The organism is Streptomyces sp. NPDC034085, from assembly GCF_055575555.1.
Genome location: NZ_JBVISL010000002.1, coordinates 736,953 through 762,795, shown reverse-complemented (window position 1 = coordinate 762,795; position 25,843 = coordinate 736,953). Strand labels below are relative to the sequence as shown.

Below are 25,843 nucleotides of genomic sequence, written 5' to 3'. Positions count from 1 at the left end.
CGGTCCAACCGTCGATGCGGAGTACGGACGCGGTGCCCGCCCACCCCTTAACCAGGAGTGGCCACCCTCAACGATTCAAAGGACTTAAGGGGTCACACGAAGTGGCAGCGGAGATCGTCAACCCTCGCAGCGACAGTGCGACGGACAACAACCCCGATGCGGTGTTCGCGCTGCACCGGGGCGGCAAGATGGCCATCCAGGCCACGGTCCCGGTGAACGACAAGGACGACCTGTCCCTGGCGTACACCCCCGGCGTGGCGAAGGTGTGCACCGCCATCGCCGAGCAGCCGGAGCTCGTGAACGAGTACACCTGGAAGTCGAACGTGGTCGCCGTCGTCACCGACGGTACGGCCGTGCTCGGCCTCGGTGACATCGGTCCCGAGGCCTCCCTCCCCGTCATGGAGGGCAAGGCGATTCTTTTCAAGCAGTTCGGCGGCGTGGACGCGGTTCCGATCGCGCTCGCGACCAAGGACACGGACGAGATCATCGAGACGGTCATCCGTCTCGCGCCGTCCTTCGGCGGGGTGAACCTGGAGGACATCTCCGCTCCCCGCTGCTTCGAGATCGAGCGCCGCCTCCAGGAGGCGCTGGACATCCCGATCTTCCACGACGACCAGCACGGCACGGCCATCGTGACGCTGGCCGCCCTGCGCAACGCCGCGAAGCTCACCGGTCGCACCCTCGGCGACCTGCGGGCCGTCATCGCGGGCGCCGGCGCGGCGGGCATCGCGATCGCCAAGATCCTGGTCGACGCGGGCATCGGCGACGTCTGCGTCGCCGACCGCAAGGGCGTCGTCTCCTCGGAGCGCACCGACCTGACGGACGTCAAGGCGGAGATCGCGGGCCTGACCAACAAGAGCGGCCTGAACGGCACGCTCGAAGAGGCCCTCGCGGGCGCGGACGTCTTCATCGGCGTCTCCGGCGGCACGGTGGGCGAGGAGGCGGTGGCCTCGATGGCGAAGGACTCCTTCGTCTTCGCCATGGCCAACCCGAACCCGGAGGTGCACCCCGACATCGCGCACAAGTACGCGGCTGTCGTGGCCACCGGCCGCTCGGACTTCCCGAACCAGATCAACAACGTGCTGGCCTTCCCGGGCATCTTCGCGGGCGCCCTCAAGGTGCGCGCGACCCGGATCACCGAGGGCATGAAGATCGCCGCCGCCGACGCCATCGCCGGTGTCGTGGGTGACGAGCTCGCCGCCGACTACGTGATCCCCTCGCCGTTCGACGAGCGCGTCGCCGAGGCCGTCACGGCCGCGGTCGCCGCGGCGGCGAAGGCCGACGGGGTGGCCCGCCTGGCCTGAGCGCCATGCTGAGCTGTACGGGTGAGGCCCGGCCGGATCGATTCCGGCCGGGCCTCTTCGCGTGCGCGTCGTCCTCTCGCAGGAACGCACCCTCCCCGCCCCCGAACCGGGAGGGGTCGTTCCGCCCCCCTTGCCGGGCGCGCGAGAGAACGCGGGAACGCAAAGCGAGAACGCGACGAGAATGACAGGCTCATGGCGAGCGCGCCGCATGGCTTGAATCCTACCCTCATCCTCGGTCGCTCTTGACGTTCCGGTTAGTCCCATGCGCGCGGCAAACCACCTGGTACGGGCGGTAGTTGAGGATCGAACCAGTGGTTCCATTCCGGCTCGCCGGTGATCAAGCACCTCTGGTCAGACCGGCCTACCGACCGGTAGCCTCTGGCGCCATGTTCGCTGCCTATGCCGCCCGAATCGACCGTGACCAGCCGCTGAACGGCCTCGTGCTGGGTGAACGCCCGGCACCCGGGGCCCGCCCCGGCTGGGTGACCGTCAACGTCCGAGCCGCCTCGCTCAACCACCACGACCTGTGGTCGCTGCGCGGAGTCGGCCTCGGCGAGGACAAACTGCCCATGATCCTCGGCTGCGACGCCGCCGGGACCGACCAGGACGGCAACGAGGTCGTCCTGCACTCCGTGATCGGCCAGAGCGGGCACGGGGTCGGCCCGGACGAGCCCCGCTCCATCCTGACCGAGCGCTACCAGGGCACCTTCGCCGAGCAGGTGACCGTCCCGGCCTGGAACGTGCTGCGCAAGCCCGCCGAGCTCTCCTTCGAGGAGGCCGCCTGCCTGCCGACGGCCTGGCTGACGGCGTACCGGATGCTGTTCACCAACGCCGGGGTCCGTCCCGGCGACTCGGTCCTCGTGCAGGGCGCGGGCGGCGGCGTCGCCACCGCCGCGATCGTCCTCGGCAAGGCGGCCGGCCTGCGGATGTTCGCCACCAGCCGCGACGAGGCCAAGCGCAAGCGGGCCGTGGAGCTCGGGGCGGTGGAGGCGTACGAGCCGGGCGCGCGGCTCCCGCTCCGGGTGGACGCCGTCATCGAGACGGTGGGCGCGGCCACCTGGTCGCACTCGGTCAAGTGCCTGCGCCCCGGCGGCACCCTCGTGATCTCCGGCGCGACCAGCGGCGGCAACCCGCCGCAGGGCGAGCTGCACCGGATCTTCTTCCTGGAGCTGAAGGTGGTCGGCTCGACCATGGGCACCAAGGACGAGCTGGAGGACCTGCTGTCCTTCTGCGCCGCCACCGGCGTGCGGCCGGTCATCGACCAGGTGCTGCCGCTGGACCGGGCGCGCGAGGGCTTCGAGAAGCTGGAGTCGGGCGACCTCTTCGGAAAGGTCGTGCTCACGGTCTGACCTCCGCGCTCGTCAACCAGGGTTGACACCCCTCCCGTGTCAACCTACATTGACGTGCATGACCGAAGCGACCGACCTCGCCGAACGGGCAGGTGACCGGGATCCGCGCGTGGGCCTGCGCGCCGTGGCCGCCCTCCGCAGGCTGCTGGAGCAGCTGGAGGCCGTACAGGTGCGCAGCGCCCGCGCGCAGGGCTGGTCCTGGCAGGAGATCGCGGCCGAGCTGGGCGTCAGCCGGCAGGCCGTGCACAAGAAACACGGGAGGCTGTGATGTTCGAACGATTCACCCTCGACGCGCGCCACGCGGTGACGGGCGCGGTCGACCGGGCCCGGGCGGCCGGCGCCGCCACCGTCACCGAGGAGCACCTGCTGCTGTCCCTGCTGGCCGGGGGCGCCCTGGACCGCCTGGACGTGGACGGCGCGGCCGTCACCGCCGCCCTGGAGGCGGCCCGCCGCCGGGGCGGGATGTCCCGGGCGGACGAGGAGGCCCTCGCGGGGCTGGGCATCGACCTCGCGCAGATCGTCTCCCGGATCGAGGAGAGCCACGGCGCGGGCGTCCTCGCGGCCCCCGCACCCCGCAGGCGCACCCTGACGGCGACCCTGCGCACCGCCCTGGGCCGCCCCGGCCCGGACCGGCGCCACGTCCCCCTCACCCAGGGCGCGAAGAAGACCCTGGAGCAGTCCCTGCGCATCGCCCTGGGCCGGGGCGACCGCCACATCGGCACCCCGCACCTGCTGCTGGCCCTGATCTCCCGCCCCGGCACGGTCTCGGAGGTCCTGGCGGACCACGGCGTCACCTACGCCTCGGCGGAGACGGCCCTCGCGGCCTAGATTCCCGGGCGCAGTCCGGCGGCGATGCGGGCGGCGGCCGCCGCCAGGTGGGCGCGGGCCTCGGCGAGCTGCGCGGGAGTCACGCCGTGGTCGCGGGCCGCGTCGCGGACGTCGTCGCGGAAACGGTCCAGCAGCCGGTCCAGGTCCCGCGCCGGGTCGGAGGTGGGCGCCAGGTCCTCCGCCCACGCCGAGCCCGAGGGCCCGGGGGCGCTCGGCGCCTCGGCGGCGGGGCCGGCACCGGCCGCGTTCCCGCCCAGCCAGGCTCCGGCCAGGCTGCCCAGCACCCCGCTGGACCTGGCGAACTGCTCCTGGAGCTGCGCGGCGATGCGCTGCACCTCCTCACGGGCCCGCTCCTGGGCCTCCTTGGCCTGGCGGCGGGCCTGCTGGGCCTCCTCGCGGGCCCGGCGGCTCTCGTCCTTCGCGCGGCGCGCCTGCTCCTTCCACTCCTGCTTCGCCTTGCGGAGCTCCTCCTTGGCGGCCTTCCAGGACTCGTCCTCGACGTGCGTCGCCGTCGCGGAGGCCGCGGCCCGCATCTCGCGGCGCAGGTCGCCCGCGGCGCCGCGTACGTCGTCGCGCATCTCCGCGGCCAGTTCGGAGACGGAGTCGCGGATCTCCAGCTCCAGGTCGGCCAGCTCCCCGACCCGGTCGGCCAGCTCGGCACGACCCGCCTCGGTGATGGAGTACACCTTGCGCCCGCCCTCGGTGGCGTACGTGACCAGCCCCTCGGCCTCCAGCTTGGCGAGCCGCGGGTACACGGTGCCCGCGGACGGCGCGTACAGCCCCTGGAAGCGCTCCTCCAGCAGCCGGATCACCTCGTACCCGTGGCGGGGCGCCTCGTCCAGCAGCTTGAGGAGGTAGAGGCGGAGGCGTCCGTGGGCGAAGACGGGCGGCATGTCAGAGCACCTTCTTGTCGAGCTGGAGGGGAGCGGCGTCGGCCTGCGGGCGGCTCAGCAGGGCGATGGCCCCGGAGACGGTGGTGGCGCGCAGGGTGCCGGTGCCGGCGCCGAGGGTGCCGGTGATCCGCTTGGCCCCGAACTGGCCGGTGACGCGCAGGTCCCCGAAGCCGTTGGAGACGCTGCCGGTGGCGGTGTTGGCCTCGACCCTGGCGTCGGCGGGGTGCGGAAGGCGGATCGCCACCTGGCCGGATACGGAGTTGAGCAGGATGTCCACCGGCGTGGGGGCGGCCGGGTCGGGGACGAGGTCGATGAGCATGTCGCCGCTGACCGAGTCGGCCCGTACGCTGCCGGCCGCGCCGTCGACCACCGTCAGACCGCCGGAGACGGAGTGGAAGCCGAGCTCACCGGTGACGGACTGGACCTCGACGCTGCCCGAGACGGTGTTCGCCCGGACCCGGCCGGAGAGCCCCACCAGGGTGGCGTCGCCGGAGACCCCGTGGACCTCGGTGCCGCCGGCGATCCCGGAGACGAACGCGACGGCGCTGACGGTGCCGAGCTGGACGCGGGTGGCGGCGGGAACGGTGAGCGTGACGGTGACGCTGCGCTCCCAGGCCTTGCGGCCGTCCTTGGAAGCCCCCGACCAGGCCTTCCAGGGCTTGCCCTCGAACCACTTCTTGAAGCCCTGGGAACCGTTCCAGGGGAGGTCCTCGTACGAGAGGGTGAGCGTGCCGCCCTCCTGGACCACGTGCAGCGGCGGCCCGTCGACCTCGGCGACCTCCAGCCGGGCCGGGCCCTCCTCGGCGGCGACCACGTTCACCGTGCCGCCGACGACGCGCACGCGCAGGTCGTGCACCGGCTGCTCGAAGGTGAGCTTCTGCGGTGCGGCGACGGACCAGGTCATCTGCTCTGCCATGGTGCTGCTCCTCCTCGGGGGCTGGTGCACGCAACATATCGCGTCTCACAACACGATATATCGCGGCCCCCGTAAGTCAAGCACCTCAGGGGCCTGTGGCGTGCCGCTGCACGAAGCCTCCCCGGGCTCTGCCCGGACCCGCGCCGGCGGGGCTGGGTTGGGCACTCAACGGAGGGGTCGGGGGCGGGGTGGGGTGTCGTCCGGGACTAAAACGAGATGAATTCGGCGCGCGGTACCGCTCCCCTACGGGATCCGGAACAGGCGCCGAACATCGAAGCCCGTCCCGGACGACACCCCACCCCGCCCCCGACCCCGGCCCACGACACCCCCGCACCAGGGCACCCACACCCCGCCCAACAGGCCAACACCGGCACCCACACCCCGCCCGGCAAGGGCAAGGGCAAGGGCAAGGGCCAGGACTACGCCACCAGCAGCGAGCTCCCCCGCCGCCGCAGCCACGCGCGGTACGGCGGGGTGCGCAGGGCCGCCTCGCGGTACGCGTCGCGGAGGTCGGCGAAGACCTCCTCGTGCTCCCCCGGCCGGGTCGCCAGCAGCAGCCGTACCGCCAGCGGGTCCCCCGACAGCGGCCGGATGGCCATGTCGTCCCGCGGCCCGGACGTCGGCTGGCACGGCGCCACCGCCTCACCGGAGACGATCAGCGAGGTCGCCGTGTGGTAGTCGGCGTGCAGCACGGGCGGATCGACCCCCGCTCCCGCGAACACCCTCCGCAACCCGTCCCACTCCCCGTCGACGGAGGGGTCGACGGTCCACCGGTCCCGGGCCAGGTCCTGTAACGCCACCACCGGTGAGCGCGCGGCCGGATGGTCCCGGGACATGGAGACGAACTGCGGTTCGCGCTCCATGAGCACCCGCAGTTCCAGCCCGGCCGGCACCCGCAGCGGACTGCCCTCCACCTCGTGCACGAACGCCACGTCCAGCTGCCCGGCGGCCGTCATCCGCAGCAGCGCGTTGGCCGAGACGTCGACCACCAGCGACGTCTCCGTCTCCGGTGCGCGCAGGTGCAGCCGCCGCAGCCACCCCGGCAGGGCCCGGCTCGCCGTGGAGCCGATCCGCAGCCGCGGCCCTTGCGCCGCTGCCCGCGCCTCGGCGACCAGCGCGGCCATGTCCGCGAGCAGCGGCCGCGCCCGCCCGAGCACGGTGCGCCCGAAAGGCGTCGGCCGGCAGCCGGTCCGCTCGCGCAGGAACAGCTCGCCCTCCAGGGCCCGTTCGATCCGCCGCAGTTGCGTCGTCAGGGAGGGCTGGCTCACGCCGAGTTCCCGGGCGGCCTTGTGCAGGCTGCCGGCGTCCGCGATGGCACACAGCGCGCGCAGGTGCCTCACCTCGAGCTCCATGACCCGAGGGTAGGCGGGCCCGGGGGGCCCGCACCAGCCGCCGATAGCCGCCCGAATCCCGCCATTCTCCCGCTAGTTGACCAAGGTCTGTCCTGGCGCAACCCGCCCGATAACCCGGCGCTATCGGGTTCTGACATCATCCCCCGGCCCCTTCGGCTCCCGCAGACTCCGGTACCGGACGACCCATCCACCCCCCACCGCACCGGCTGAGTAGGAGCCCCCCACATGCGCCACTCCCGCAGGACCATGCTGTCCGCCGCCACCGTCGGCCTCGGCGTCGCCGCCGCCCTCGGCGGTGTCGTCCCCAGCGCCGGAGCCGCGACCACCGCCGCGGCCGGCACTCCGGCGAGCTACGCCGCGTACGAGCGCTCCCAGGAGAACGACGCCGCCACCCGGGCCTTCTTCGAGGCCGTGAAGCGCTCGGTCGCCGAGCAGAAGGCCGCGAACCCGGGCCTGCTCTCCGTCACCGTCACGTACAACACCCGCAGCGCGCCGAGCTTCCGTACGCAGATAGCCAACTCCACCCGCATCTGGAACAGCTCGGTCAACAACGTCAAGCTCCAGGAGGTGTCCTCCGGCGGGAACTTCTCCTACCGCGAGGGCAACGACTCACGGGGTTCGTACGCGAGCACGGACGGGCACGGCCGGGGTTACATCTTCCTGGACTACCGGCAGAACCAGCAGTACAACTCCACCCGCGTGACGGCGCACGAGACCGGGCACGTGCTGGGCCTGCCGGACCACTACTCGGGCCCGTGCAGCGAGCTGATGTCGGGCGGCGGCCCGGGCACCTCGTGCCAGAACGCCACCCCGAACAGCACCGAGCGGGCGCGCGTCGACCAGCTGTGGGCCAACGGCCTGGCCTCGGGCCTGGACGCCAAGAACTAAGACCCCGCGGGTACGCAGAGGACGCAGTCCGGGTTCCGGCAGGGACCCGGACTCCACTCGGGCACGAAGATCCCGAGGGACTTGCGCCTTCTGACCACCGTCTCCACGGGACGTCCGCAGGCCGGGCACACGTGCTGCTCGTGCCCGGCCCGCGGGGCGACCGTCTCGTGCTCCTCGTTCTGCTGCTCTTCACCGGCCATACCTCCACGGTAGGCCGGTTCTCCGCGTTCTGACGGGGGAAGAGCCGCCGGGCGGGTCAGCGCTTGACGTCGTACGAGGTGATGACCTGGCCGCCGCCGAGGGCGGTGCAGCCCGTCAGCACCAGGTCACGTACCCCGAAGCCGGCCCGGGACATCGGCATGCCGGTCCCGACGACGACCGGGTAGGTCTTGACGATGTACTCGTCGATCTCGTCCACCAGCTGGGCCGCGAGGTCGGCGCCGCCGCACAGCCAGATGCCGAGGCCGTCCCGCGCCTTCAGCTCGCGCACCTGGGCGGCGAGGTCGCCGCTGATCAGCCGCACCTGCGGGTCCGGCGACTCCGTGAGGCTGCGCGAGACGACGTACTGCTCGCGCATGTGCCCGTAGGGGCTGGTCATGCCCACCTCGAGGCCGGGCTCGTAGGTGTTGCGGCCCATGATCACCGTGTCGAAGCGCTTGGGCGCGGCGTCCTCGACGCCGAACTGCTTGCGGCCGGGGCCCGCGATCGTCTCCGGGTACTCGGCAGCCAGGTGCCCGATGAACTCCGGGTCCAGGTAGGCGTAGATGAAATCGGCATCGCCGTCCGGGGCCCCGATGAAGCCGTCGACGGTGGTGGCGATGAAGTACGTCAGCTTGCGCAAGCGATTCTCTTCCGTCCGGGAGTGCCGCCGCTCCGGGGCACGTCGATGAAAGTACTTCACTTGCAGTACTTTGCCAACCCCCCTTTGCTCGGAGCCGGCCCTCACCCCTGCGGCTTGCGCCACATCGGCCACATCAGGGGCCCCTCCGGAAGCCGCACCGCCTCGCCCGTGAACGCGAAGCCCAGCCGTTCGTACAGTCCCCTGCTGCGCTCGCTGCTCGCCTCCAGGTACGCGGGGACGCCGTCCCGGTCGCAGCGCTCCAGCACCGGACGGATCAGTTCGGTGCCCAGCCCCTCGCCCTGCCGGCCGGGCGCGACCGCGATCATCAGCAGGTACTCGTGCTCCTCGGCGGTGGGGTGTACCTCCCCCGTCAGCCGCCCGACCAGTTCGCACCGCTCGTTGTCCGGGTCGGCCACCGCGCGCATCTTCGCCGGCACGTCGTCCTCGGCGGCCTCGCCCTCCGGCTCGCCCGCCGGGATCCGCAGCCACAGCGCGGCCGCCGAGCCGTCCGCCGCGTAGTCGATCCGGCCCTCGGCCAGCGCGACGTCCACGAACACGCCGAGGAACCTGCCGTGCACGGCGGCCCGGTGCTCCGGGTCCGGGAAGACCCAGCTGCTCACCGGGTCGTTGCGGAAGGCCTCGTCCAACAGGCGCGCGACCGCGTCCCGGTCCGACTGATCCGCCTGACGTATCTCCAGCACCACGGGTCTTGCCCTTCACTCACGAGTCAACTACCGCGAGTGATCCTAGAGTTGCCCGCACCGGATCTCACGGGCCGCCCGCGAAAAGGCCCGTTCCGGCGCCCCGCAGCGCCGGAACAGGCCCTTCCGCGGCCCCGCGCGGGGGGCGGCCCGCTATTTCGTGCGCCGCGTGACGAACTCCGCGAGCGCCAGCAGCCCGCCCGCCGCGGCCAGGTCCGGCACCGCCCGGGACAGCTCCTGCACCGCGCGGCCCATCCGGTCGGCCGCGTGGGCCTGCGCCCAGTCGCGCCCGCCGGCCCGCTCGACCGCCCGGGCGGCCCGGGACACGTCGTCCTCCGCCAGGGGGCCCGCGTACAGGAGCGCGAGCTCCTCCCCCGCCTCGGTGCCCGAGGTGAGGGCGGCCACGACCGGGAGGGACTTCTTCCGGGCGAGCAGGTCGGCCCCGACAGGCTTGCCGGTGTGCCCGGGGTCGCCCCAGATGCCGATCAGGTCGTCGATCAGCTGGAAGGCCAGCCCCGCCTCCCGCCCGAAGGCGTCCATCGCCTCGACCTCCTCCGGCCCGGCCCCCGCGTACAGCGCGCCCAGCGCGCACGCGCAGCCCAGCAGGGCCCCGGTCTTGGCGGTCGCCATGGTCAGGCACTCGTCGAGCGAGACGTGCGCCCGTTCCTCGAACGCGCAGTCCGCCTGCTGCCCCTCGCACAGCTCGACGACGCAGGCCGCGAGCCGGGCTGAGGCCGCCGCCGAGGCCGGGTGCGGGTCCTCGGCGAGCAGCCGCAGCGCGAGGGCCATCATGGCGTCGCCGGCGAGGATCGCGTCCGGCATCCCGAAGACGGTCCAGGCGGTGGGCCGGCCGCGGCGCCGGACGTCCCGGTCGATGATGTCGTCGTGCAGCAGCGTGAAGTTGTGCGCCAGCTCCACGGCGGCCGCCGCCCGCACGGCGTCGCCTGCGGCGTCCCGCGACGCGCCGAGGGCCCGCGCCGAGGCGAGCACGAGCGCCGGCCGGATGGCCTTGCCGGCGCCGTCCGCCGCCGGGCTGCCGTCCTCGCGCGCCCAGCCGAAGTGGTACGCCGCCACCCGGCGCATCGCACCGGGCAGGCTCTCGACGGCCCGGCGCAGCTCCGGGTTGACCGTTTCTCTCGTGTCTTCCAGCAGGGCCGCCGCTTCCTGCCCCTCGCCCGTGACGACGGCGTTGGCGGTCATCAGCGCCAGCGGCCGATCTCGACGTTCTCCAGGACGCCGAGGGCGTCCGGCACCAGGACGGCGGCGGAGAAGTAGGCGGTGACGAGGTAGGAGATGATCGCCTGCTCGTTGATCCCCATGAAGCGCACGGACAGGCTCGGCTCGATCTCGTCCGGGATCCCGGGCTGGTGGAGGCCGATCACGCCCTGCTCGTCCTCGCCGGTGCGCATGCACAGGATGGAGGTCGTCCGGGCGTCGCTGATCGGGATCTTGCTGGAGGGGAAGATCGGCACGCCCCGCCAGGACGGCACCTTGTGCCCGGCGACCTCGACCGCCTCCGGGTACAGGCCGCGCTTGTTGCACTCGCGGCCGAACGCGGCGATGGCCTTGGGGTGGGCGAGGAACATCTTGGAGCCGCGCCTCATGCTGAGCAGCTGGTCCATGTCGTCGGGGCTGGGGGCGCCGTCGTGGGGCTGGATGCGCTGGTCGTAGTCGGCGTTGTGGAGCAGGCCGAACGCGGGGTTGTTGAGCATCTCGTGCTCCTGGCGCTCCCGCAGCGCCTCGACCGTCAGCCGCAGCTGCTGCTCGGTCTGGTTCATCGGGTGGTTGTAGAGGTCGGCGACGCGGGTGTGCACGCGCAGGACCGTTTGTGCAAGGGAGAGTTCGTACTCGCGCGGCCGGGGTTCGTAGTCGACGAAGGTGCCGGGGAGCACGGCCTCGCCGACGTGGCCCGCGGACAGGTCGATCGCGGCCTCGCCGTGGGAGTTGGTGCGCTGCTCGGGCTGGGTCCGTACGTCGTCCACGTGCGCCCGCAGCGAGTCGACCCGGTCGGCGAGCAGCTGGAAGTCCTGGCGGGACAGCACGAGCGCGGTACCGGGGGTGGCCGCGCGGGCGGTGTACTCCCAGATCGCCGCTTCGTCGGTGAGGGAGGAGTCGCCGAAGTACGCGCCGTCGGCGACGGTCCGCAGGACCGCGTCCTCCCCGTAGGGGCCGGGGCCGATGTGTTCGACGCGGCCGTGGGCGAGCAGGAAGACCTGGTCGGAGGGGCTGCCGAAGGAGGTGAGCTCCTCGCCGGCCTCGAAGTCGATCTGGCGGCAGCGCGCGGCGAGCTCGGTGAGGACTTCTTCGTCCCCGTAGTCGCGCAGCAGCGGCAGCTCACCGAGCTCGGCGGGGATGACCTGGACCTGGGAGCCGGTCTTGACGAACTCCACGATGCCGTTGCCGACGGAATGGCTGAGGCGGCGGTTGACCCGGTAGGTGCCGCCCTGCACCGAGACCCAGGGGAGCATCTTCAGCAGCCACCGCGAGGTGATCTCCTGCATCTGCGGCGCGGACTTGGTCGTGGTTGCCAAGTTCCGGGCGGCCGCGGTCCCGAGACTGCGTTGCGGTGTCCGGGATTCGGCTTCGGAACCTGCCTGGACCGACATGTCTTTCCTTTCGATCACTCCATGGTCTGCGGGACGGAAGCCTTCCAGCACCCCGTGTGACCGGACCACTACACAAAAGGGTGTGACTACTCCGTCCGGGGGATGGGAACCCTGAAAGGCCCAACGCATCGGACTTCCGCCCGCGGACCGGCCGGTTTCGGCCACCCGCTCTTAATTTGTATCTGCCATGCCAATTTCCTACGCTGCCCCCCATGCGGCTGACCCGATTCACCGACCTGGCGCTGCGCGTGCTCATGCGCCTGGCCGTCGAGGACACGGACCTCCCCACCACCCGCGAGGTCGCGGCGAGCATGGAGGTCCCGTACACCCACACCGCCAAGGTGGTGGCCAGGCTGCAGCATCTCGGGCTGGTCGAGGCGCGGCGCGGCCGCGGCGGCGGGCTCGCCCTCACCTCCGCCGGGCGCGCCGCGTCGGTCGGCGGGCTGGTGCGCGAGCTGGAGGGCGCGGGCGACGTCGTGGACTGCGACGGCGCGGCCCCCTGCCCGCTGCGCGGGTCCTGCGTGCTGCGCGGGGCGCTGCGCAGGGCGCAGGAGGCGTTCTTCGCCGCACTGGGCCCGGTCACCGTGAAGGAGCTGGTGGAGGCCCCCACGGGGCCCGTGCTCCTCGGTCTCACGAAGGCTGGCGGACGAGTGGCCGATTAGCCGCGCCCCCACCCCCTCCTTCGAACGGATTTCCGCATGACGGCGGGGCCGTCTCGAGCCCTTGAATACGACTCTGTCATGCCAATTAAGCGAGGAGCCCCCATGCTGTCCGAGAAGTCGACCGCGACCGTACGCGCCACCCTGCCCGCCGTCGGCGCCGCCATCGCGGACATCACGGAGCTCTTCTACGAGAAGCTCTTCGCGGCCCATCCGGCGCTGCTGCGGGACCTGTTCAACCGCGGCAACCAGAACGCCGGGCTCCAGAAGCAGGCCCTCGCCGGCTCCATCGCCGCCTTCGCCACCCAGCTCGTGGAGCACCCCGGCGTCCGCCCGGACGTGATGCTGGGCCGCATCGCCCACAAGCACGCCTCCCTCGGCGTGACCCGCGAGCAGTACGCGGTCGTCCACCGGCACCTCTTCGAGGCCATCGCGGAGGTCCTCGGCGAGGCCGTCACCCCGGAGGTGGCCGAGGCCTGGGACGAGGTCTACTGGCTGATGGCGAACGCCCTGAGCGCCATCGAGGAGAGGCTCTACGCCGAGCGGCAGGTCCTCGCCGGGGACGTCTGGCGGGAGTGGACGGTGGCCGCGCGGACCGAGGAGACGGCCGACTGCACCACCTTCCACCTCACCCCCGCCGACGGCACCCCCGCCCCCGGCTTCAGGCCCGGCCAGTACGTCTCGGTCCAGGTCGAACTGCCCGACGGTGCCCGCCAGATCCGCCAGTACAGCCTCTCCAGCGCCCCCGGATCCCCCGTCCGCACGATCACCGTCAAGCGCGTCCACGGCCCGGCCGCCGGCGGCGGCCCCGACGGCGAGGTCTCCCACCACCTCCACGCCCGGGTCCACGCCGGCGACACCCTGCGCGTCTCGGCGCCGTACGGCGACCTGGTCCTGCGCGACCACGCCTCGCCCGTCCTGCTCGCCTCGGCCGGCATCGGCTGCACCCCGATGCTGTCGATGCTGGAGCACCTGGCCGAGAGCGGGCACACCGCCCCGGTCACGGTGCTGCACGCCGACCGCTCCCCCGCCGACCACGCCCTGCGCTCGGACCACCGCGCCCTGACCCACAAGCTCTCCGACGCCACGGCCCGCTTCTGGTACGAGGCCGGAGCCGAGGCGGGCGACTCCACCGGCCTCCTCGACCTCACCGCCGTCCCGGTCGCCCCGGGCACCCGGGCCTACCTGTGCGGGCCGCTCCCCTTCATGCGGTCGGTCCGCGCCCAGCTGCTCGCCAAGGGCGTCCCGGCCGCCGACATCCACTACGAGGTCTTCGGCCCGGACCTGTGGCTGGCTTCGGCCTGACGGCTGGCCGAAAGACGCCCTAGCCGCGGAAGGGCCGCCTCCACTACACCGTTAAGTAATGGAATGAACACACACGGTGAAAGGAGGCGGTCATGGCCGCACCCATGTCCGCGGACCGCTTCATCCAGGCCCTGCGCGCCGAGGGCCTGACCGTCGTGGAGGTGGGCGCCTGGCGCACCCGCAACCGCAACCACAAGGGCCCCTGGGGGCCGGTCCACGGGGTGATGATCCACCACACCGTCACCCACGGCACCGCCTACACCGTGCAGCTCTGCCGCGACGGCGACTCCGCCCTCCCCGGCCCGCTGTGCCACGGCGTCATCACCAAGGACGGCCGGGTCCACCTCGTCGGCTACGGCCGCACCAACCACGCCGGCGCCGGCGACTCCGACGTCCTGGCCGCCGTCATCGCGGAGAAGCGCCTCCCGCCGGACCACCGCGCCGACACCGACGGCAACCGGTACTTCTACGGCTTCGAGTGCGAGAACCTCGGCGACGGCGACGACCCCTGGCCGCCGGTGCAGCTCGACGCCATCACCCGCGCGGCGGCCGCCGTCTGCCGCGTCCACGGCTGGGGCGCCCGCTCCGTGCTCGGCCACCGCGAATGGCAGCCCGGCAAGATCGACCCCGCCGGCTTCACCATGGACTGGCTCCGGGGCCGCGTCGCCGACCGGCTGAAGTGACGACAATGGTCGGGTGACCCGCCCCGAACTGCGCCCCCGCCCGCCGTCCCCCCTCGTCGAGGCGGCCGACGAGCGTTTCACCGCGCACGGGGTACGGCTCCTGCTCAAGCGCGACGACCTCGTCCACCCGGAGCTGCCCGGCAACAAGTGGCGCAAGCTCGCCCCCAACCTCCGGGCGGCCCTCGCGCAGGGCCACGACCGGATCGCCACCTTCGGCGGCGCCTACTCCAACCACCTCCGGGCCACGGCGGCCGCCGGCCGACTGCTCGGCCTGGGGACGGTCGGCATCGTCCGGGGCGACGAGCTGGCCGGCCGCCCCCTCAACGACTCCCTGGCCCGCTGCGCGGCGGACGGCATGCGGCTGCACTTCGCGACCCGCTCCGACTACCGCCGCAAGGCCGAGCCCGGGACCCGGGCCCGCCTCCTGGCCGCCGCCGGCGCGACGGGGGCGTACGTCGTCCCCGAGGGCGGCAGCAACGCCGCGGCCCTCACCGGCTGCGCCGAGCTGGGCCGCGAGCTGCGGGGCGTCTGCGACGTGGCGGCGGTGGCCTGCGGTACGGGAGGCACCCTGGCCGGCCTCGCGGCGGGGCTGGCCCCGGGCCAGCGGGCACTGGGCGTACCGGTGCTGGCCGGGGGCTTCCTGGGCGCGGAGATACGTTCCCTCCAGACCCTGGCCTTCGGCGGCCCGGCCGGCGACTGGTCCCTCGCGGAGGGCTTCGACCACGGCGGCTACGCCCGGGTCCCGGCGGCGCTCGACGCCTTCGCCGCCGACTTCGAGTCCCGGCACGGGGTCGCCGTGGAGCGGATCTACGTGGCGAAGCTGCTGTGGGCCCTCGCGGCGCTGACCGCGTCCGGGGCGTTCGCCCGCGGCACCACCCTGACGGCCGTCATCACGGGCAGCCCATAACCCCGGTCCTGCCCGCGCCTCAAACGCCTGCGGGGCTGGGTTGGGCACTCAACGGAGGGGTCGGGGGCGGGGTGGGGTGTCGTCCGGGACTAAAACGAGATGAATTCGGCGCGCCGTACCGCCCATCAGGCACACCCGGAACAGGCGCCGAACATCGAAGCCCGTCCCGGACGACACCCCACCCCGGGCCCGGCCCCGGCCCACGGCACCCCGCCACCCACCCCCCGCCCAACGGGCCAACACCGACACCCACACCCCGCCCGCCCAGGGCAAGGGTCAGGGCGACTTCTCCCGATACGCCGCCGCCTCCTCCAGGTCCAGGCGGCGCAGCAGCCCCCGCAGCATCTCGTCGTCGATCCGCCGCCGGTCCCGCAGCGTCACGAACACCTCCCGCTCCGCCTCGATCATCTCCCGCGCCAGCCGCCGGTAGACGTCGTCCGCCGACTCCCCCGTCACCGGGTTGACCTCCCCCAGCCGCTCCCACACCGCGTTGCGCCGCCGCTCCAGCACCGTCCGCAGCCGGTCCGCCAGCGGCGGCGGCAGGGTGCTGTTCGCCGGTTCCTCCAGCAGCTCCGCCAGCCGCTCCTCCGCCGCCCGCGAGGCCTCGCTCTGCGCCTGCGCCTCCGCCAGGGTCTCCGCCTGCGTGTCCCTCGGCGGCAGCTTCAGCACCCTGATCAGCGGCGGCAGCGTCAGCCCCTGCACCACCAGCGTCCCGATGACGGTCGTGAAGGTCAGGAACAGGATCAGGTTCCGGTGCGGCACGCCCATCGGCACGGAGAAGGCGATCGCCAGCGACACCACCCCCCGCATCCCGGCCCACCCCACGATCATCGGGGACTTCCAGTCGGTGTCGGGCTCCCGGTGCCGGATCCGCTCCGACACCCACCGCGGTACGAAGGTCGCCGGGAACACCCACACGAAGCGCGCCACCACCACCGCGAGGAACACCGCCACCGCGTACCAGGCCGCCGCCACCCCCTCGTACTCGTCCAGCCCCTTCAGCACCACCGGCAGCTGGAGCCCGATCAGCGCGAAGACCACCGACTCCAGCACGAAGGCGACCACCTTCCACACGGCCTCCTCCTGGAGCCGCGTCGCGAAGTCGACCTGCCAGTTGCGGTGCCCCAGGTACAGCGCCACGACCACCACCGCCAGCACCCCCGACGCGTGCACCCGCTCCGCCGCCGCGTACGCCACGAAGGGGATCAGCAGCGACAGCGTGTTCTGGAGCAGCGGTTCCCGCAGCCGCTTGCGCAGCTGGTGGATGGGGACCATCAGCAGCAGCCCGACGCCGACCCCGCCCACGGACGCCAGCAGGAACTCCACGATGCCGCCCGCCCAGCCGGCGCTCACCCCGACCGCGGCGGCCAGCGCCACGTTGTAGGCGGTGATGGCGGTGGCGTCGTTCACCAGGGACTCGCCCTGCAGGATGGTCGTCATCCGGTTCGGCAGGCCGAGCCTGCGCGCGATGGCCGTCGCCGCGACCGCGTCGGGCGGTGCGATGACCGCGCCCAGCACCAGCGCCACCGGCAGCGACAGCCCCGGCACCACCAGGTACGCCAGGTACCCGACGGCCAGCGTCGCGAAGAGCACGTAGCCCACCGACAGCAGCGCGACCGGCCGTACGTTCGCGCGCAGGTCCAGGTAGGAGCTGTCGACCGCGGCCGTGTGCAGCAGCGGCGGGAGCAGCAGCGGCAGCACGATGTGCGGGTCGAGGGCGTACGAGGGCACCCCCGGCACGTACGCCGCGATCAGCCCCGCGGCGACCAGCAGCAGGGGCGCGGGCACGGGTGTGCGCCGGGCCGCCCCCGCCACGGCGGCGCTCCCCGCCACCAGCGCCACCAGCGGCAATACCTCCATCGACGATCCACCCTCACCACATCGCGTACCCGCACCCTGGCCGTAACCTGGCCATCATGAGCGAGTGCACCCACGTTGCCGAACTGCCGCGCCCCGAGCCTGTCCCGCATGCGCTGACCTGCCCGGAATGTGAAGCGCTCGGGAGTCATCCCGTGCAGCTGCGGATGTGCCTGGGGTGCGGGTACGTGGGGTGCTGCGACTCGTCCCCGCACCGGCACGCCACCGCGCACCACCAGGAGACAGGGCACCCGGTGATGCGGAGCTTCGAGCCGGGCGAGACGTGGCGCTGGTGCTTCGTGGACGGCTCGATCGTCTGAGGCCCGCGGCTCGACCCCGTGTGGACGACACGTCGACCGTCGGAGGCCGACGGTTCGATCGTCCGGAGCGGGGTAGGTCAACCCTCCGCCGGTTCCCCCGATTTGGGCCCGCAGACCTCTAGCCACTGTGCGTACCCATGGACTTACCATGAGTCACCGCACGTGGCGGGTCGGCCCGGTCGCCCCCCAGTGGGCGCCACGAGGGGGTGCCGCGACACGATTGCCCGGATCGCGATAGCGTCACCGGCGAACAGAGCTCGTACCACCTTGGAGGTGAGGGTGTCCCAGATCGCAGGCGAGCCCGGGACCCAGGACTTCGTCGAAGTCCGGCTGCCGGCTGCGGGTGCCTACCTGTCTGTGCTGCGAACGGCCACGGCCGGTCTCGCGGCACGTTTGGACTTCACCCTCGACGAGATCGAGGACCTCCGCATCGCGGTGGACGAGGCCTGCGCGATCCTGCTCCAGCAGGCCGTGCCGGGCTCCGTCCTCAGCTGCGTCTTCCGGCTGATCGACGATTCGCTGGAAGTGACCGTCTCCGCCCCGACCACGGACGGGCGGGCGCCGGAGCGCGACACGTTCGCGTGGACGGTCCTGTCGGCGCTGGCCGGCAAGGTCGAGGCGACGGTCGAGGAGAACAGGACAGTGAGCATCAGCCTCTACAAACAGCGCGGCGCGGGGCCAGGCCCGGCGTGAGCGGCGGGGAGATCCCGGTGCGGGGCGGGGATCGGCCCCGGGTGAGGCACGAGGTCGACGGCGGCATCCCGGAGCAGCAGCACGCCCGGCCGCACCCGGCTGACGCGGATGCGGAAGACGGCTTTTTGGACTCGGCGGAGCGACGGGCGGGCCCTGTGAGCGAGAACCAGCACGACCAACCCCTGCCACCGGAGGCCGAGGCCCCGGAGGTGCCGGCGGTGCCCCTGGCGCTGCCGGATCCGCGGGACCGCAGCGGTGCGCGGGCCCTGTTCTTCGAGCTGCGCCGGCTGCCCGAGGGATCCCCGGAGCGGGCGGAGCTGCGCAACCGGCTGGTGCGGATGCACCTGCCGCTGGTCGAGCACCTGGCACGGCGCTTCCGCAACCGCGGCGAGCCGCTGGACGACCTCACGCAGGTCGCCACCATCGGCCTGATCAAGTCGGTGGACCGGTTCGACCCGGACCGCGGGGTCGAGTTCTCCACGTACGCCACCCCCACCGTCGTGGGTGAGATCAAGCGGCACTTCCGCGACAAGGGCTGGGCGGTACGGGTGCCCCGGCGCCTGCAGGAGCTGCGGCTCTCGCTCACCACGGCCACGGCGGAGCTGTCCCAGCAGCACGGCCGGTCCCCGACGGTGCACGAGCTGGCGGAGCGGCTGGGGATCTCCGAGGAGGAGGTGCTGGAAGGGCTGGAGTCGGCCAACGCCTACAGCACGCTCTCCCTCGACGTGCCGGACACCGACGACGAGTCGCCGGCGGTCGCCGACACCCTGGGCTCGGAGGACGAGGCGCTGGAGGGCGTCGAGTACCGCGAGTCGCTCAAGCCGCTGCTGGAGGGGCTGCCGCCGCGGGAGAAGCGGATCCTGCTGCTGCGCTTCTTCGGCAACATGACCCAGTCGCAGATCGCGCAGGAGGTCGGCATCTCGCAGATGCACGTCTCCCGGCTGCTGGCCCGCACCCTGGCGCAGCTGCGGGAGAAGCTCCTCGTCGAGGAGTAGGCCGGGTTCGGGCCGAGGGGTCGCGGGAGGGAGCGGGAGGCTATCGGGCCCGGTCCGCGGGCCCGATGCCCAGGGCCTCGGTCGCCGTCGGGTTCACCAGCAGTGCGGCGACGGCCACCGCGGCCACCGCCAGGGCCACGGCCGCGGCGGTCATCGCCCCGCCGGTGGTCCACAGGGTCCACGCCACCGGCAGCGCCATCAGCTGGGTGATCAGTGCCGGGCCGCGGCTCCAGCGGCGGCCCAGGCGCAGCCCGTTCGCCGCGATCAGCGGGAGCGCGGCGAGGGCGAGCAGGGTCAGCCCACCGGTCTCGGCCTGCTGCGGGGAGTCGGGGTCGCCGGCGATGCCGACGAACAGCAGGGAGACGCCGAGCCCGGCCAGGGCCAGGCCTTCGAGCGCGGTCAGTGCCGCGGCGGCGGTCAGCCGGCCCGGCAGCGCTGCGGGCTCGGGGGCGGCGGGGGCTTGGGCGGTCGGCTTCTTGCTCACCCCAGCAGGGTATCCCCGCGCCCTCGGGCCCGGACGGTACGGTCCGGTATGGGCGGCATGGAGAGGGGTGGGTACTCTGGCGCTCATGCGTGCACTTCTCGTGGCCAACCCAGCAGCGACGACGACCAGTGCGCGCACGCGCGACGTCCTCACCCACGCCCTGGCCAGCGAGATGAAGCTGGAGGCGGTGACCACGGAGTACCGGGGGCACGCCCGCGACCTGGGGCGCAGGGCCGCGCACGAGGGGGTCGACCTGGTGGTGGCCCTGGGTGGCGACGGCACCGTCAACGAGGTCGTGAACGGGCTGCTGCACGACGGCCCCGATCCGCAGGGGCTGCCGGGGCTGGCGGTGGTCCCGGGCGGGTCCACGAACGTGTTCGCCCGCGCGCTCGGGCTGCCGAACGACGCGGTCGAGGCGACGGGCGCCCTGCTGGACGCGCTGCGGGAGAAGCGCGAGCGGACGGTGGGCCTGGGGCTCGCGGCCGGCGTCCCGGGTACCGAGGACGAATCGGTTCCGGCGCGCTGGTTCACGTTCTGCGCGGGCTTCGGTTTCGACGCGGGCGTGGTGGGGCGGGTCGAGCAGCAGCGGGAGCGCGGCAAGCGTTCGACCCACGCGCTGTACGTGCGGCAGCTGATGCGCCAGTTCTGGGAGGAGCCCAACCGGCGGCACGGGACGATCACGCTGGAGCAGCCCGGCGCGGAGCCGGTGGCGGATCTGGTGCTGTCGATAGTCTGCAACACCTCCCCCTGGACGTACCTGGGCAACCGGCCCCTGTACGCCTCTCCGGAGGCGTCGTTCGATACCGCACTTGACGTATTGGCGCTCGACCGTTTGTCAACTCCGGCCGTCGCGCGCTACGCCACACAGCTCCTGACCTCGACTCCTGAGCGGGGCCCGCACGGCAAGCACGCGGTGTCTCTGCACGATCTGACCGACTTCACCTTGCATTCGAAGGTTCCGCTCCCTTTCCAGATGGACGGCGATCACCTCGGGCTGCGTACCAGCGTTCGGTTCACAGGCGTACGCCGTGCACTGCGTGTGATTGTGTGAGTGGAAGGGCCCAAAGTCCTTTCAGTCGAACGTTTACACGCCAGTCCACCCCCAGGAACTAGGGCTGTGACCTAGTAGACACCGACGAATCCAAAAAAACTTTCCGGAAGGGGTTGTATCCCCGTCCGAGGTTTGCGAATCTCTACATGGCGATCGGGACAGCCCGCACAACCCGGCACCCACACAGACCGCCAGAACCCCTCCACGAATCTTCGGACCGCACCAGGCGACTGGGCGTCGGCCCTTCCCTCACGGGGGGATTCGTGAAAGCGTTCACATTCACAAGCAACCTGTTCGCAATACAAGGAGATGGAGCAGCCATGGACTGGCGTCACAACGCCGTTTGCCGCGAGGAAGACCCGGAGCTCTTCTTCCCCATCGGCAACACCGGTCCTGCGCTGCTGCAGATCGAGGAAGCCAAGGCCGTCTGCCGCCGCTGCCCCGTCATGGAGCAGTGCCTGCAGTGGGCGCTCGAGTCCGGTCAGGACTCCGGCGTCTGGGGCGGTCTCAGCGAGGACGAGCGCCGCGCCATGAAGCGCCGCGCCGCCCGCAATCGGGCGCGCAACGCCACCGCCTGACATCGACTTTCGAGCCTCGAGCCGCAGCGCGTAGTACCCACACAAGCGCTCAGCAACGTGCTCTTGAGCCCCGGACCGGGAACCCCCGGTCCGGGGCTCAGTGCTGTGGGGGGCGCGGGCACCGACCGGCCCGTCACCCTCCGTGACGGGCCGTCGCGGCTACTTCTGCGGGCTGGCCGGGACGTCGAGGACGACCCGGGTGCCGCGCGGCTCGGCCCGGACCATGTCGAAGGTGCCGCCGAGCTCGCCCTCCACGAGGGTCCGTACGATCTGCAGCCCGAGGTTTCCGGCCCGCTGGGGGTCGAAGCCCTCCGGCAGGCCGGACCCGTCGTCCACCACGGTGATCAGCAGCCGGGAGTCGGCGCGGCCGGTGCCGGAGCGGCTCGCCGACACCTCGACGGTGCCGCCCTCCCCGTGGGTGAAGGCGTGCTCCAGGGCGTTCTGGAGGATCTCGGTCAGCACCATCGACAGCGGAGTGGCGACTTCCGCGTCGAGGATCCCGAAGCGGCCGAGGCGCCGGCACTCCACCTTGCCCGGCGAGATCTCGGCGACCATCGCGATCACGCGGTCGGCGATCTCGTCGAACTCGACCCGCTCGTCGAGGTTCTGGGAGAGGGTCTCGTGCACGATCGCGATCGAACCGACGCGGCGCACCGCCTCGTTGAGCGCCTCGCGGGCCTGGGGGGAATCCATCCGCCGGCCCTGGAGCCGCAGCAGGGCGGCCACGGTCTGGAGGTTGTTCTTCACCCGGTGGTGGATCTCCCGGATGGTCGCGTCCTTGGTGATGAGTTCACGTTCGCGACGGCGGAGTTCGGTGACGTCGCGGCACAGGACGAGGGAGCCGATGCGGGTGCCCTTGGGCTTGAGCGGGATGGCGCGCAGCTGGATGACCCCGCCGTTGCCCTCGACTTCGGTCTCGCGCGGGGCCCAGCCGCTGGCGAGCTTCACCAGCGCCTCGTCCACCGGGCCCCGGGAGGGGGCGAGTTCGGCGGTGGTGTTGCCCAGGTCCTGGCCGACCAGGTCGGCGGCGAGGCCGAGGCGGTGGTAGGCGGAGAGCGCGTTGGGCGACGCGTACGTCACCACGCCGTCGGCGTCGAGCCGGATCAGGCCGTCGCCGACGCGCGGGGAGGCGTCCATGTCGACCTGCTGGCCGGGGAAGGGGAAGGCACCCGCGGCGATCATCTGGGCGAGGTCGGAGGCCGACTGGAGGTAGGTCAGCTCCAGTCGGCTCGGTGTACGCACGGTGAGCAGGTTGGTGTTGCGGGCGATCACGCCCAGCACCCGGCCCTCGCGGCGGACGGGGATCGACTCGACGCGGACCGGTACCTCCTCGCGCCATTCCGGGTCGCCCTCGCGGACGATGCGGCCCTCGTCGAGGGCGGCGTCGAGGAGCGGGCGGCGGCCGCGGGGCACCAGGTGGCCGACCATGTCGTCCTGGTAGGAGGTGGGGCCGGTATTGGGCCGCATCTGCGCGACGGAGACGTACCGGGTGCCGTCGAGGGTGGGAACCCAGAGCACGAGGTCGGCGAAGGACAGGTCGGAGAGCAGCTGCCACTCCGAGACCAGCAGGTGGAGCCACTCCAGGTCGGTTTCACTGAGAGCGGTGTGCTGGCGTACGAGGTCGTTCATGGAGGGCACCTTGCGAGCGTACCCCGGGTACGGGGATGACTTTCCCCACGGCGAATACCCAGGAGTATCCAGGACGGCCACAGTCCGCGTACTGTTGGAGGAAGTGACGGGTCGGTAGGGCCCGCCATTGGATGGACAGGACAGATTGGTCTAGTCCACAATTGACTCAGACTTCCGCCCTCCCCGCACAGGAGGACGGAGCGAGGTTCCCGCGCGTTCTGCCCTGACCGCGCAGGCACCTCCCAACGGCCGCCGGGCACCGCACACCCTACGGCCGTGAGTACTCCGGGCTACGGTGCCGGGTGGGTTGAGGGTCCCGCCCTGCACCGTGGCCCAGAGGAATCCTTCTTGCGTGCGGATCTCCCCCCGCGGTGCGCGCACCGCCCGCGACTCCCGCCGCCCGCTCGCCGCGGCTCCGCCGCCCCGATCCGGCTCCCGGACATCACCCAGGCCTCCCGCGCCTCCGCTGCGCGCCCCTGCCGCGACCCCTTTGCGCGCGCCCTCTTCAGCGCCCTCTCCGGCCTGCCCCGTCCCGCCGGACCCCCCACCATGGAAGAGGGGCGGAAGGCCGCCTTCCGCAGGCGGGGCTCTGCTAGATTGGTCTATACCACAAGCGCCCCAACCCCTCCTCTCAGATCGGCAGGTCCAGCGTGGAAGTTGTCATCGTCCCGGACGCCAAGGCAGGCGGCGAGCTCATCGCGGAGGCCATGGCCGCCCTGCTCCGCCGCAAGCCCGACGCCCTGCTGGGCGTGGCGACCGGCTCCACCCCGCTGCCCGTCTACGAGGCCCTCGCCGCCAAGGTGGAGGCCGGCGCGGTCGACGCCTCCCGCGCCAGGATCTGCCAGCTCGACGAGTACGTCGGCCTGCCGGCCGGGCACCCCGAGTCCTACCGGGCGGTCGTGCTCCGCGAGGTCGTCGAGCCGCTGGGCCTGACCGAGGCCTCCTTCATGGGCCCCGACGGCTCCGCCGAGGACGTCCAGGCGGCCTGCGCGGCGTACGACCAGGCCCTCGCCGCCGCCGGCGGGGTCGACCTCCAGCTGCTGGGGATCGGCACCGACGGGCACATAGGCTTCAACGAGCCCTGCTCCTCGCTGGCCTCCCGCACCCGCATCAAGACGCTGACGGAGCAGACCCGCGTGGACAACGCGCGCTTCTTCGACGACGACATCGACCAGGTGCCGCACCACGTCATCACCCAGGGCATCGGCACCATCCTCGACGCCCGCCACCTGGTCCTGCTGGCCACCGGCGAGGGCAAGGCCGAGGCCGTGGCCCAGACCGTGGAGGGCCCGCTGTCCGCACTGGTGCCGGCCTCCGCCCTCCAGCTGCACCCGCACGCCACCGTCGTCGTGGACGAGGCGGCCGCCTCGAAGCTGAAGCTGGCCGACTACTTCCGCCACACCTACGCCGACAAGCCCGTCTGGCAGGGCCTCTAGCAGCCCCCGTACGCAGAGAAGGCCGGGCCCCCCTCCACGGGGGCCCGGCCTTCTCCCGTCCGCCTACCGCCCGGCGATGACCTCGGCGGCGGCCCGGCCGCACACGCGGGAGGCCCCGTGCGTGGCGATGTACAGCGCCCCGCGCGGCTCGGCGCGCGGCAGGCCCATCTCCACGACCACCGTGTCCGGCCTGGCCGCGACCAGCGCGTCGAGGATCCGCGTCATCCAGGGGTGGCGGTGCGCGTCGCGGACCACCGCGACGACCGTCCGGTCCCCCGCGGCCGCCAGCACGTCGGCGGCGGCGCAGCCCTCGGGGTAGACGCCCGCGACGGTCCCCGGCACCAGCTCGGCCAGCTCCGCGGCCACCCCCCACGGCGTCTCGTCGCCCACCGCGATGTTCGCGACGGGCGCGAGCGTGGCAACGTACGGCATGGACACCGCGGCCCGCCGGCCCGTGACGGCCAGTGCGCGGCGGGCCGCCGTGAGGCCGATGCCGGACGCGCCGCTCCCCTCCCGCGGCGCGTCCGGCCGGGACCGGCTGGTCCACTCGGCGAGGGCGCGCACCCGGGCGGCGGCGTCGACGAGCCGCTCCTCCGGGAGCACGCCCTCGCGTACGGCGGCGACCAGTGCGTCGCGCAGGCGCAGCACGGTCGCCTCGTCGGCGAGGCCTCCGCCGACGCAGATGGCGTCGGCGCCGGCGGCGATGGCGAGCACCGAGCCGCGCTCGATGCCGTACGTCCCGGCGATGGCGTTCATCTCCATGCCGTCGGTGACGATGAGGCCCTCGTAGCCGAGCTCCTTGCGCAGCAGGCCGGTGAGGATCTGCGGGCTGAGGGTGGCGGGGCGGGACGGGTCGAGGGCGGGCACCAGGATGTGGGCGCTCATCACGGCCTTGGTGCCGGCCTCGACGGCCGCCTTGAACGGGATCAGCTCGCGGGCCTGGAGGGTGTCCAGGTCCGCGTCGATGCGGGGCAGCGCGTGGTGCGAGTCGACGTTGGTGTCGCCGTGGCCCGGGAAGTGCTTGGTGCACGCGGCGACGCCGGCGGCCTGGAGCCCCTCGACGTACGCGGCGGTGTGCCGGGCGGCGAGCGCGGTGTCGGCGCCGAAGGAGCGGACGCCGATGACCGGGTTGTCGGGGTTGGAGTTGACGTCCGCGGACGGGGCCCAGTTGAGGTTGACCCCGCATTCGGCGAGGCGGCGGCCCAGCTCGCGGGCGACGTCGCGTGTCAGGGCGGTGTCGTCGACGGAGCCGAGCGCCAGGTTCCCGGGGAAGGAGGAGCCGCCGCGGACCTCCAGGCGGGTGACGTCGCCGCCCTCCTCGTCGATGGCGACGAGCACGTCGTCCCGTACGTCCCTCAGCTGCGCGGTGAGCGCGGCGAGCTGTTCGGGCGAGTCGATGTTGCGGCCGAACAGGCCGACCGAGGCCAGGCCTTCGCCGACCCGGCGCAGCAGCCAGGCGGGGGCGGTGGTGCCCTCGAAGCCGGGCTGGAGGACGGCGAGGGCGTCGCGGGTCAGGGCGTCGTCGGAACCGGACGCCGTGGCGCGGTGCGCAAGGACTGTCATGGGCC

General features: G+C 72.7%; 27 protein-coding genes. 15 read left to right on the top strand and 12 right to left on the bottom strand.

What is annotated here, in order from left to right:
• Positions 1-101: 101 nt before the first annotated feature.
• The 4 genes from ACZ501_RS08930 to ACZ501_RS08915 all read left to right on the top strand — a co-directional run bounded on the left by ACZ501_RS08930 (position 102) and on the right by ACZ501_RS08915 (position 3,481).
• Positions 102-1,304, top strand: coding sequence for an NAD(P)-dependent malic enzyme (locus ACZ501_RS08930; RefSeq protein ID WP_361602903.1), 1,203 nt, complete (start codon positions 102-104; stop codon positions 1,302-1,304).
• Between the two features lie 386 nt (positions 1,305-1,690).
• Positions 1,691-2,653 (top strand): zinc-binding dehydrogenase, encoded by a 963-nt coding sequence (locus ACZ501_RS08925; protein ID WP_362466113.1) that lies wholly within the window; start codon positions 1,691-1,693, stop codon positions 2,651-2,653.
• 58 nt (positions 2,654-2,711) lie between these two features.
• Positions 2,712-2,921: a helix-turn-helix domain-containing protein gene (locus ACZ501_RS08920; protein ID WP_042818984.1), complete on the top strand. Its 210-nt coding sequence runs from the start codon at positions 2,712-2,714 to the stop codon at positions 2,919-2,921.
• The gene (locus ACZ501_RS08915) at positions 2,921-3,481 is read left to right on the top strand and encodes a Clp protease N-terminal domain-containing protein (RefSeq protein ID WP_361602912.1); all 561 of its coding nucleotides are present in this window, start codon (positions 2,921-2,923) and stop codon (positions 3,479-3,481) included. Before ACZ501_RS08920 ends, ACZ501_RS08915 begins: the two co-directional genes overlap by 1 nt.
• Here the strand turns inward: ACZ501_RS08915 and ACZ501_RS08910 are convergent.
• From ACZ501_RS08910 to ACZ501_RS08900, 3 genes are all read right to left on the bottom strand, one after another.
• On the bottom strand, positions 3,478-4,374 hold the full coding sequence (locus ACZ501_RS08910) for a PadR family transcriptional regulator (RefSeq protein ID WP_361608691.1): 897 nt from the start codon (positions 4,372-4,374) through the stop codon (positions 3,478-3,480). The genes ACZ501_RS08915 and ACZ501_RS08910 overlap by 4 nt on opposite strands.
• Before the next feature lies 1 nt (position 4,375).
• Positions 4,376-5,290, bottom strand: a complete 915-nt coding sequence (locus ACZ501_RS08905) for a DUF4097 family beta strand repeat-containing protein (protein WP_361608693.1) — start codon at positions 5,288-5,290, stop codon at positions 4,376-4,378.
• A gap of 419 nt (positions 5,291-5,709) precedes the next feature.
• Positions 5,710-6,642, bottom strand: coding sequence for a LysR family transcriptional regulator (locus tag ACZ501_RS08900; RefSeq protein WP_361608695.1), 933 nt, complete (start codon positions 6,640-6,642; stop codon positions 5,710-5,712).
• A 225-nt stretch (positions 6,643-6,867) separates the two neighbouring features.
• Between ACZ501_RS08900 and snpA the strand changes: the two genes are divergently transcribed.
• Complete coding sequence (gene snpA, locus ACZ501_RS08895; protein ID WP_362465740.1) at positions 6,868-7,530, top strand: snapalysin; 663 nt, start codon at positions 6,868-6,870, stop codon at positions 7,528-7,530.
• Here the strand turns inward: snpA and ACZ501_RS08890 are convergent.
• The 5 genes from ACZ501_RS08890 to ACZ501_RS08870 all read right to left on the bottom strand — a co-directional run bounded on the left by ACZ501_RS08890 (position 7,527) and on the right by ACZ501_RS08870 (position 11,678).
• Entirely contained in the window at positions 7,527-7,730 is a 204-nt protein-coding gene (locus ACZ501_RS08890; RefSeq protein WP_468793515.1) for a hypothetical protein, read from the bottom strand. The two genes, snpA and ACZ501_RS08890, sit on opposite strands and share 4 nt — an antisense overlap.
• Before the next feature lie 56 nt (positions 7,731-7,786).
• Positions 7,787-8,371, bottom strand: coding sequence for a dihydrofolate reductase family protein (locus tag ACZ501_RS08885; RefSeq protein WP_468793512.1), 585 nt, complete (start codon positions 8,369-8,371; stop codon positions 7,787-7,789).
• 101 nt (positions 8,372-8,472) lie between these two features.
• Positions 8,473-9,075, bottom strand: coding sequence for a GNAT family N-acetyltransferase (locus ACZ501_RS08880; RefSeq protein ID WP_361608703.1), 603 nt, complete (start codon positions 9,073-9,075; stop codon positions 8,473-8,475).
• 150 nt (positions 9,076-9,225) lie between these two features.
• Positions 9,226-10,272 (bottom strand): family 2 encapsulin nanocompartment cargo protein polyprenyl transferase, encoded by a 1,047-nt coding sequence (locus tag ACZ501_RS08875; protein WP_468793509.1) that lies wholly within the window; start codon positions 10,270-10,272, stop codon positions 9,226-9,228.
• The gene (locus ACZ501_RS08870) at positions 10,272-11,678 is read right to left on the bottom strand and encodes a family 2B encapsulin nanocompartment shell protein (protein ID WP_361608707.1); all 1,407 of its coding nucleotides are present in this window, start codon (positions 11,676-11,678) and stop codon (positions 10,272-10,274) included. The genes ACZ501_RS08875 and ACZ501_RS08870 overlap by 1 nt, the downstream gene beginning before the upstream one ends.
• A 212-nt stretch (positions 11,679-11,890) precedes the next feature.
• Between ACZ501_RS08870 and ACZ501_RS08865 the strand changes: the two genes are divergently transcribed.
• From ACZ501_RS08865 to ACZ501_RS08850, 4 genes are all read left to right on the top strand, one after another.
• Complete coding sequence (locus ACZ501_RS08865) at positions 11,891-12,340, top strand: RrF2 family transcriptional regulator (RefSeq protein WP_468793507.1); 450 nt, start codon at positions 11,891-11,893, stop codon at positions 12,338-12,340.
• A gap of 102 nt (positions 12,341-12,442) precedes the next feature.
• Positions 12,443-13,642: a globin domain-containing protein gene (locus ACZ501_RS08860; protein WP_468793504.1), complete on the top strand. Its 1,200-nt coding sequence runs from the start codon at positions 12,443-12,445 to the stop codon at positions 13,640-13,642.
• A gap of 92 nt (positions 13,643-13,734) precedes the next feature.
• Positions 13,735-14,325, top strand: a complete 591-nt coding sequence (locus ACZ501_RS08855; protein ID WP_361608713.1) for an N-acetylmuramoyl-L-alanine amidase — start codon at positions 13,735-13,737, stop codon at positions 14,323-14,325.
• A gap of 13 nt (positions 14,326-14,338) precedes the next feature.
• Entirely contained in the window at positions 14,339-15,232 is an 894-nt protein-coding gene (locus ACZ501_RS08850) for a 1-aminocyclopropane-1-carboxylate deaminase/D-cysteine desulfhydrase (protein WP_361608715.1), read from the top strand.
• A gap of 276 nt (positions 15,233-15,508) precedes the next feature.
• Here the strand turns inward: ACZ501_RS08850 and ACZ501_RS08845 are convergent, their stop codons facing one another.
• The gene (locus ACZ501_RS08845; RefSeq protein WP_361609796.1) at positions 15,509-17,092 is read right to left on the bottom strand and encodes a Na+/H+ antiporter; all 1,584 of its coding nucleotides are present in this window, start codon (positions 17,090-17,092) and stop codon (positions 15,509-15,511) included.
• A gap of 56 nt (positions 17,093-17,148) precedes the next feature.
• Between ACZ501_RS08845 and ACZ501_RS08840 the strand changes: the two genes are divergently transcribed.
• From ACZ501_RS08840 to ACZ501_RS08830, 3 genes are all read left to right on the top strand, one after another.
• Positions 17,149-17,409 carry a UBP-type zinc finger domain-containing protein gene (locus ACZ501_RS08840; protein WP_361609798.1) on the top strand — a complete coding sequence of 87 codons (261 nt, stop codon included), beginning with the start codon at positions 17,149-17,151 and terminating at the stop codon, positions 17,407-17,409.
• Positions 17,410-17,688: 279 nt separating this feature from the next.
• Positions 17,689-18,102 carry an ATP-binding protein gene (locus tag ACZ501_RS08835; RefSeq protein WP_030012703.1) on the top strand — a complete coding sequence of 138 codons (414 nt, stop codon included), beginning with the start codon at positions 17,689-17,691 and terminating at the stop codon, positions 18,100-18,102.
• A 41-nt stretch (positions 18,103-18,143) separates the two neighbouring features.
• Positions 18,144-19,097, top strand: coding sequence for an RNA polymerase sigma factor SigF (locus ACZ501_RS08830; RefSeq protein ID WP_468793501.1), 954 nt, complete (start codon positions 18,144-18,146; stop codon positions 19,095-19,097).
• Positions 19,098-19,137: 40 nt separating this feature from the next.
• Here ACZ501_RS08830 and ACZ501_RS08825 read toward each other — a convergent pair whose 3' ends face one another.
• Positions 19,138-19,581 carry a hypothetical protein gene (locus ACZ501_RS08825; protein WP_361609803.1) on the bottom strand — a complete coding sequence of 148 codons (444 nt, stop codon included), beginning with the start codon at positions 19,579-19,581 and terminating at the stop codon, positions 19,138-19,140.
• An 85-nt stretch (positions 19,582-19,666) separates the two neighbouring features.
• On the opposite strand from ACZ501_RS08825, the gene ACZ501_RS08820 reads away from it, so the two are divergent.
• Positions 19,667-20,632, top strand: a complete 966-nt coding sequence (locus ACZ501_RS08820; protein ID WP_361609805.1) for a diacylglycerol/lipid kinase family protein — start codon at positions 19,667-19,669, stop codon at positions 20,630-20,632.
• 320 nt (positions 20,633-20,952) lie between these two features.
• The gene (locus ACZ501_RS08815) at positions 20,953-21,210 is read left to right on the top strand and encodes a WhiB family transcriptional regulator (RefSeq protein ID WP_004937597.1); all 258 of its coding nucleotides are present in this window, start codon (positions 20,953-20,955) and stop codon (positions 21,208-21,210) included.
• A gap of 159 nt (positions 21,211-21,369) precedes the next feature.
• Here the strand turns inward: ACZ501_RS08815 and ACZ501_RS08810 are convergent, their stop codons facing one another.
• Positions 21,370-22,839 (bottom strand): sensor histidine kinase, encoded by a 1,470-nt coding sequence (locus ACZ501_RS08810; RefSeq protein WP_361609807.1) that lies wholly within the window; start codon positions 22,837-22,839, stop codon positions 21,370-21,372.
• Positions 22,840-23,489: 650 nt separating this feature from the next.
• Between ACZ501_RS08810 and nagB the strand changes: the two genes are divergently transcribed.
• Positions 23,490-24,275 (top strand): glucosamine-6-phosphate deaminase, encoded by a 786-nt coding sequence (nagB, locus tag ACZ501_RS08805; protein WP_361609809.1) that lies wholly within the window; start codon positions 23,490-23,492, stop codon positions 24,273-24,275.
• Between the two features lie 63 nt (positions 24,276-24,338).
• Here nagB and ACZ501_RS08800 read toward each other — a convergent pair whose 3' ends face one another.
• The gene (locus ACZ501_RS08800) at positions 24,339-25,838 is read right to left on the bottom strand and encodes a glycoside hydrolase family 3 protein (RefSeq protein ID WP_468793498.1); all 1,500 of its coding nucleotides are present in this window, start codon (positions 25,836-25,838) and stop codon (positions 24,339-24,341) included.
• Positions 25,839-25,843: the final 5 nt, after the last annotated feature.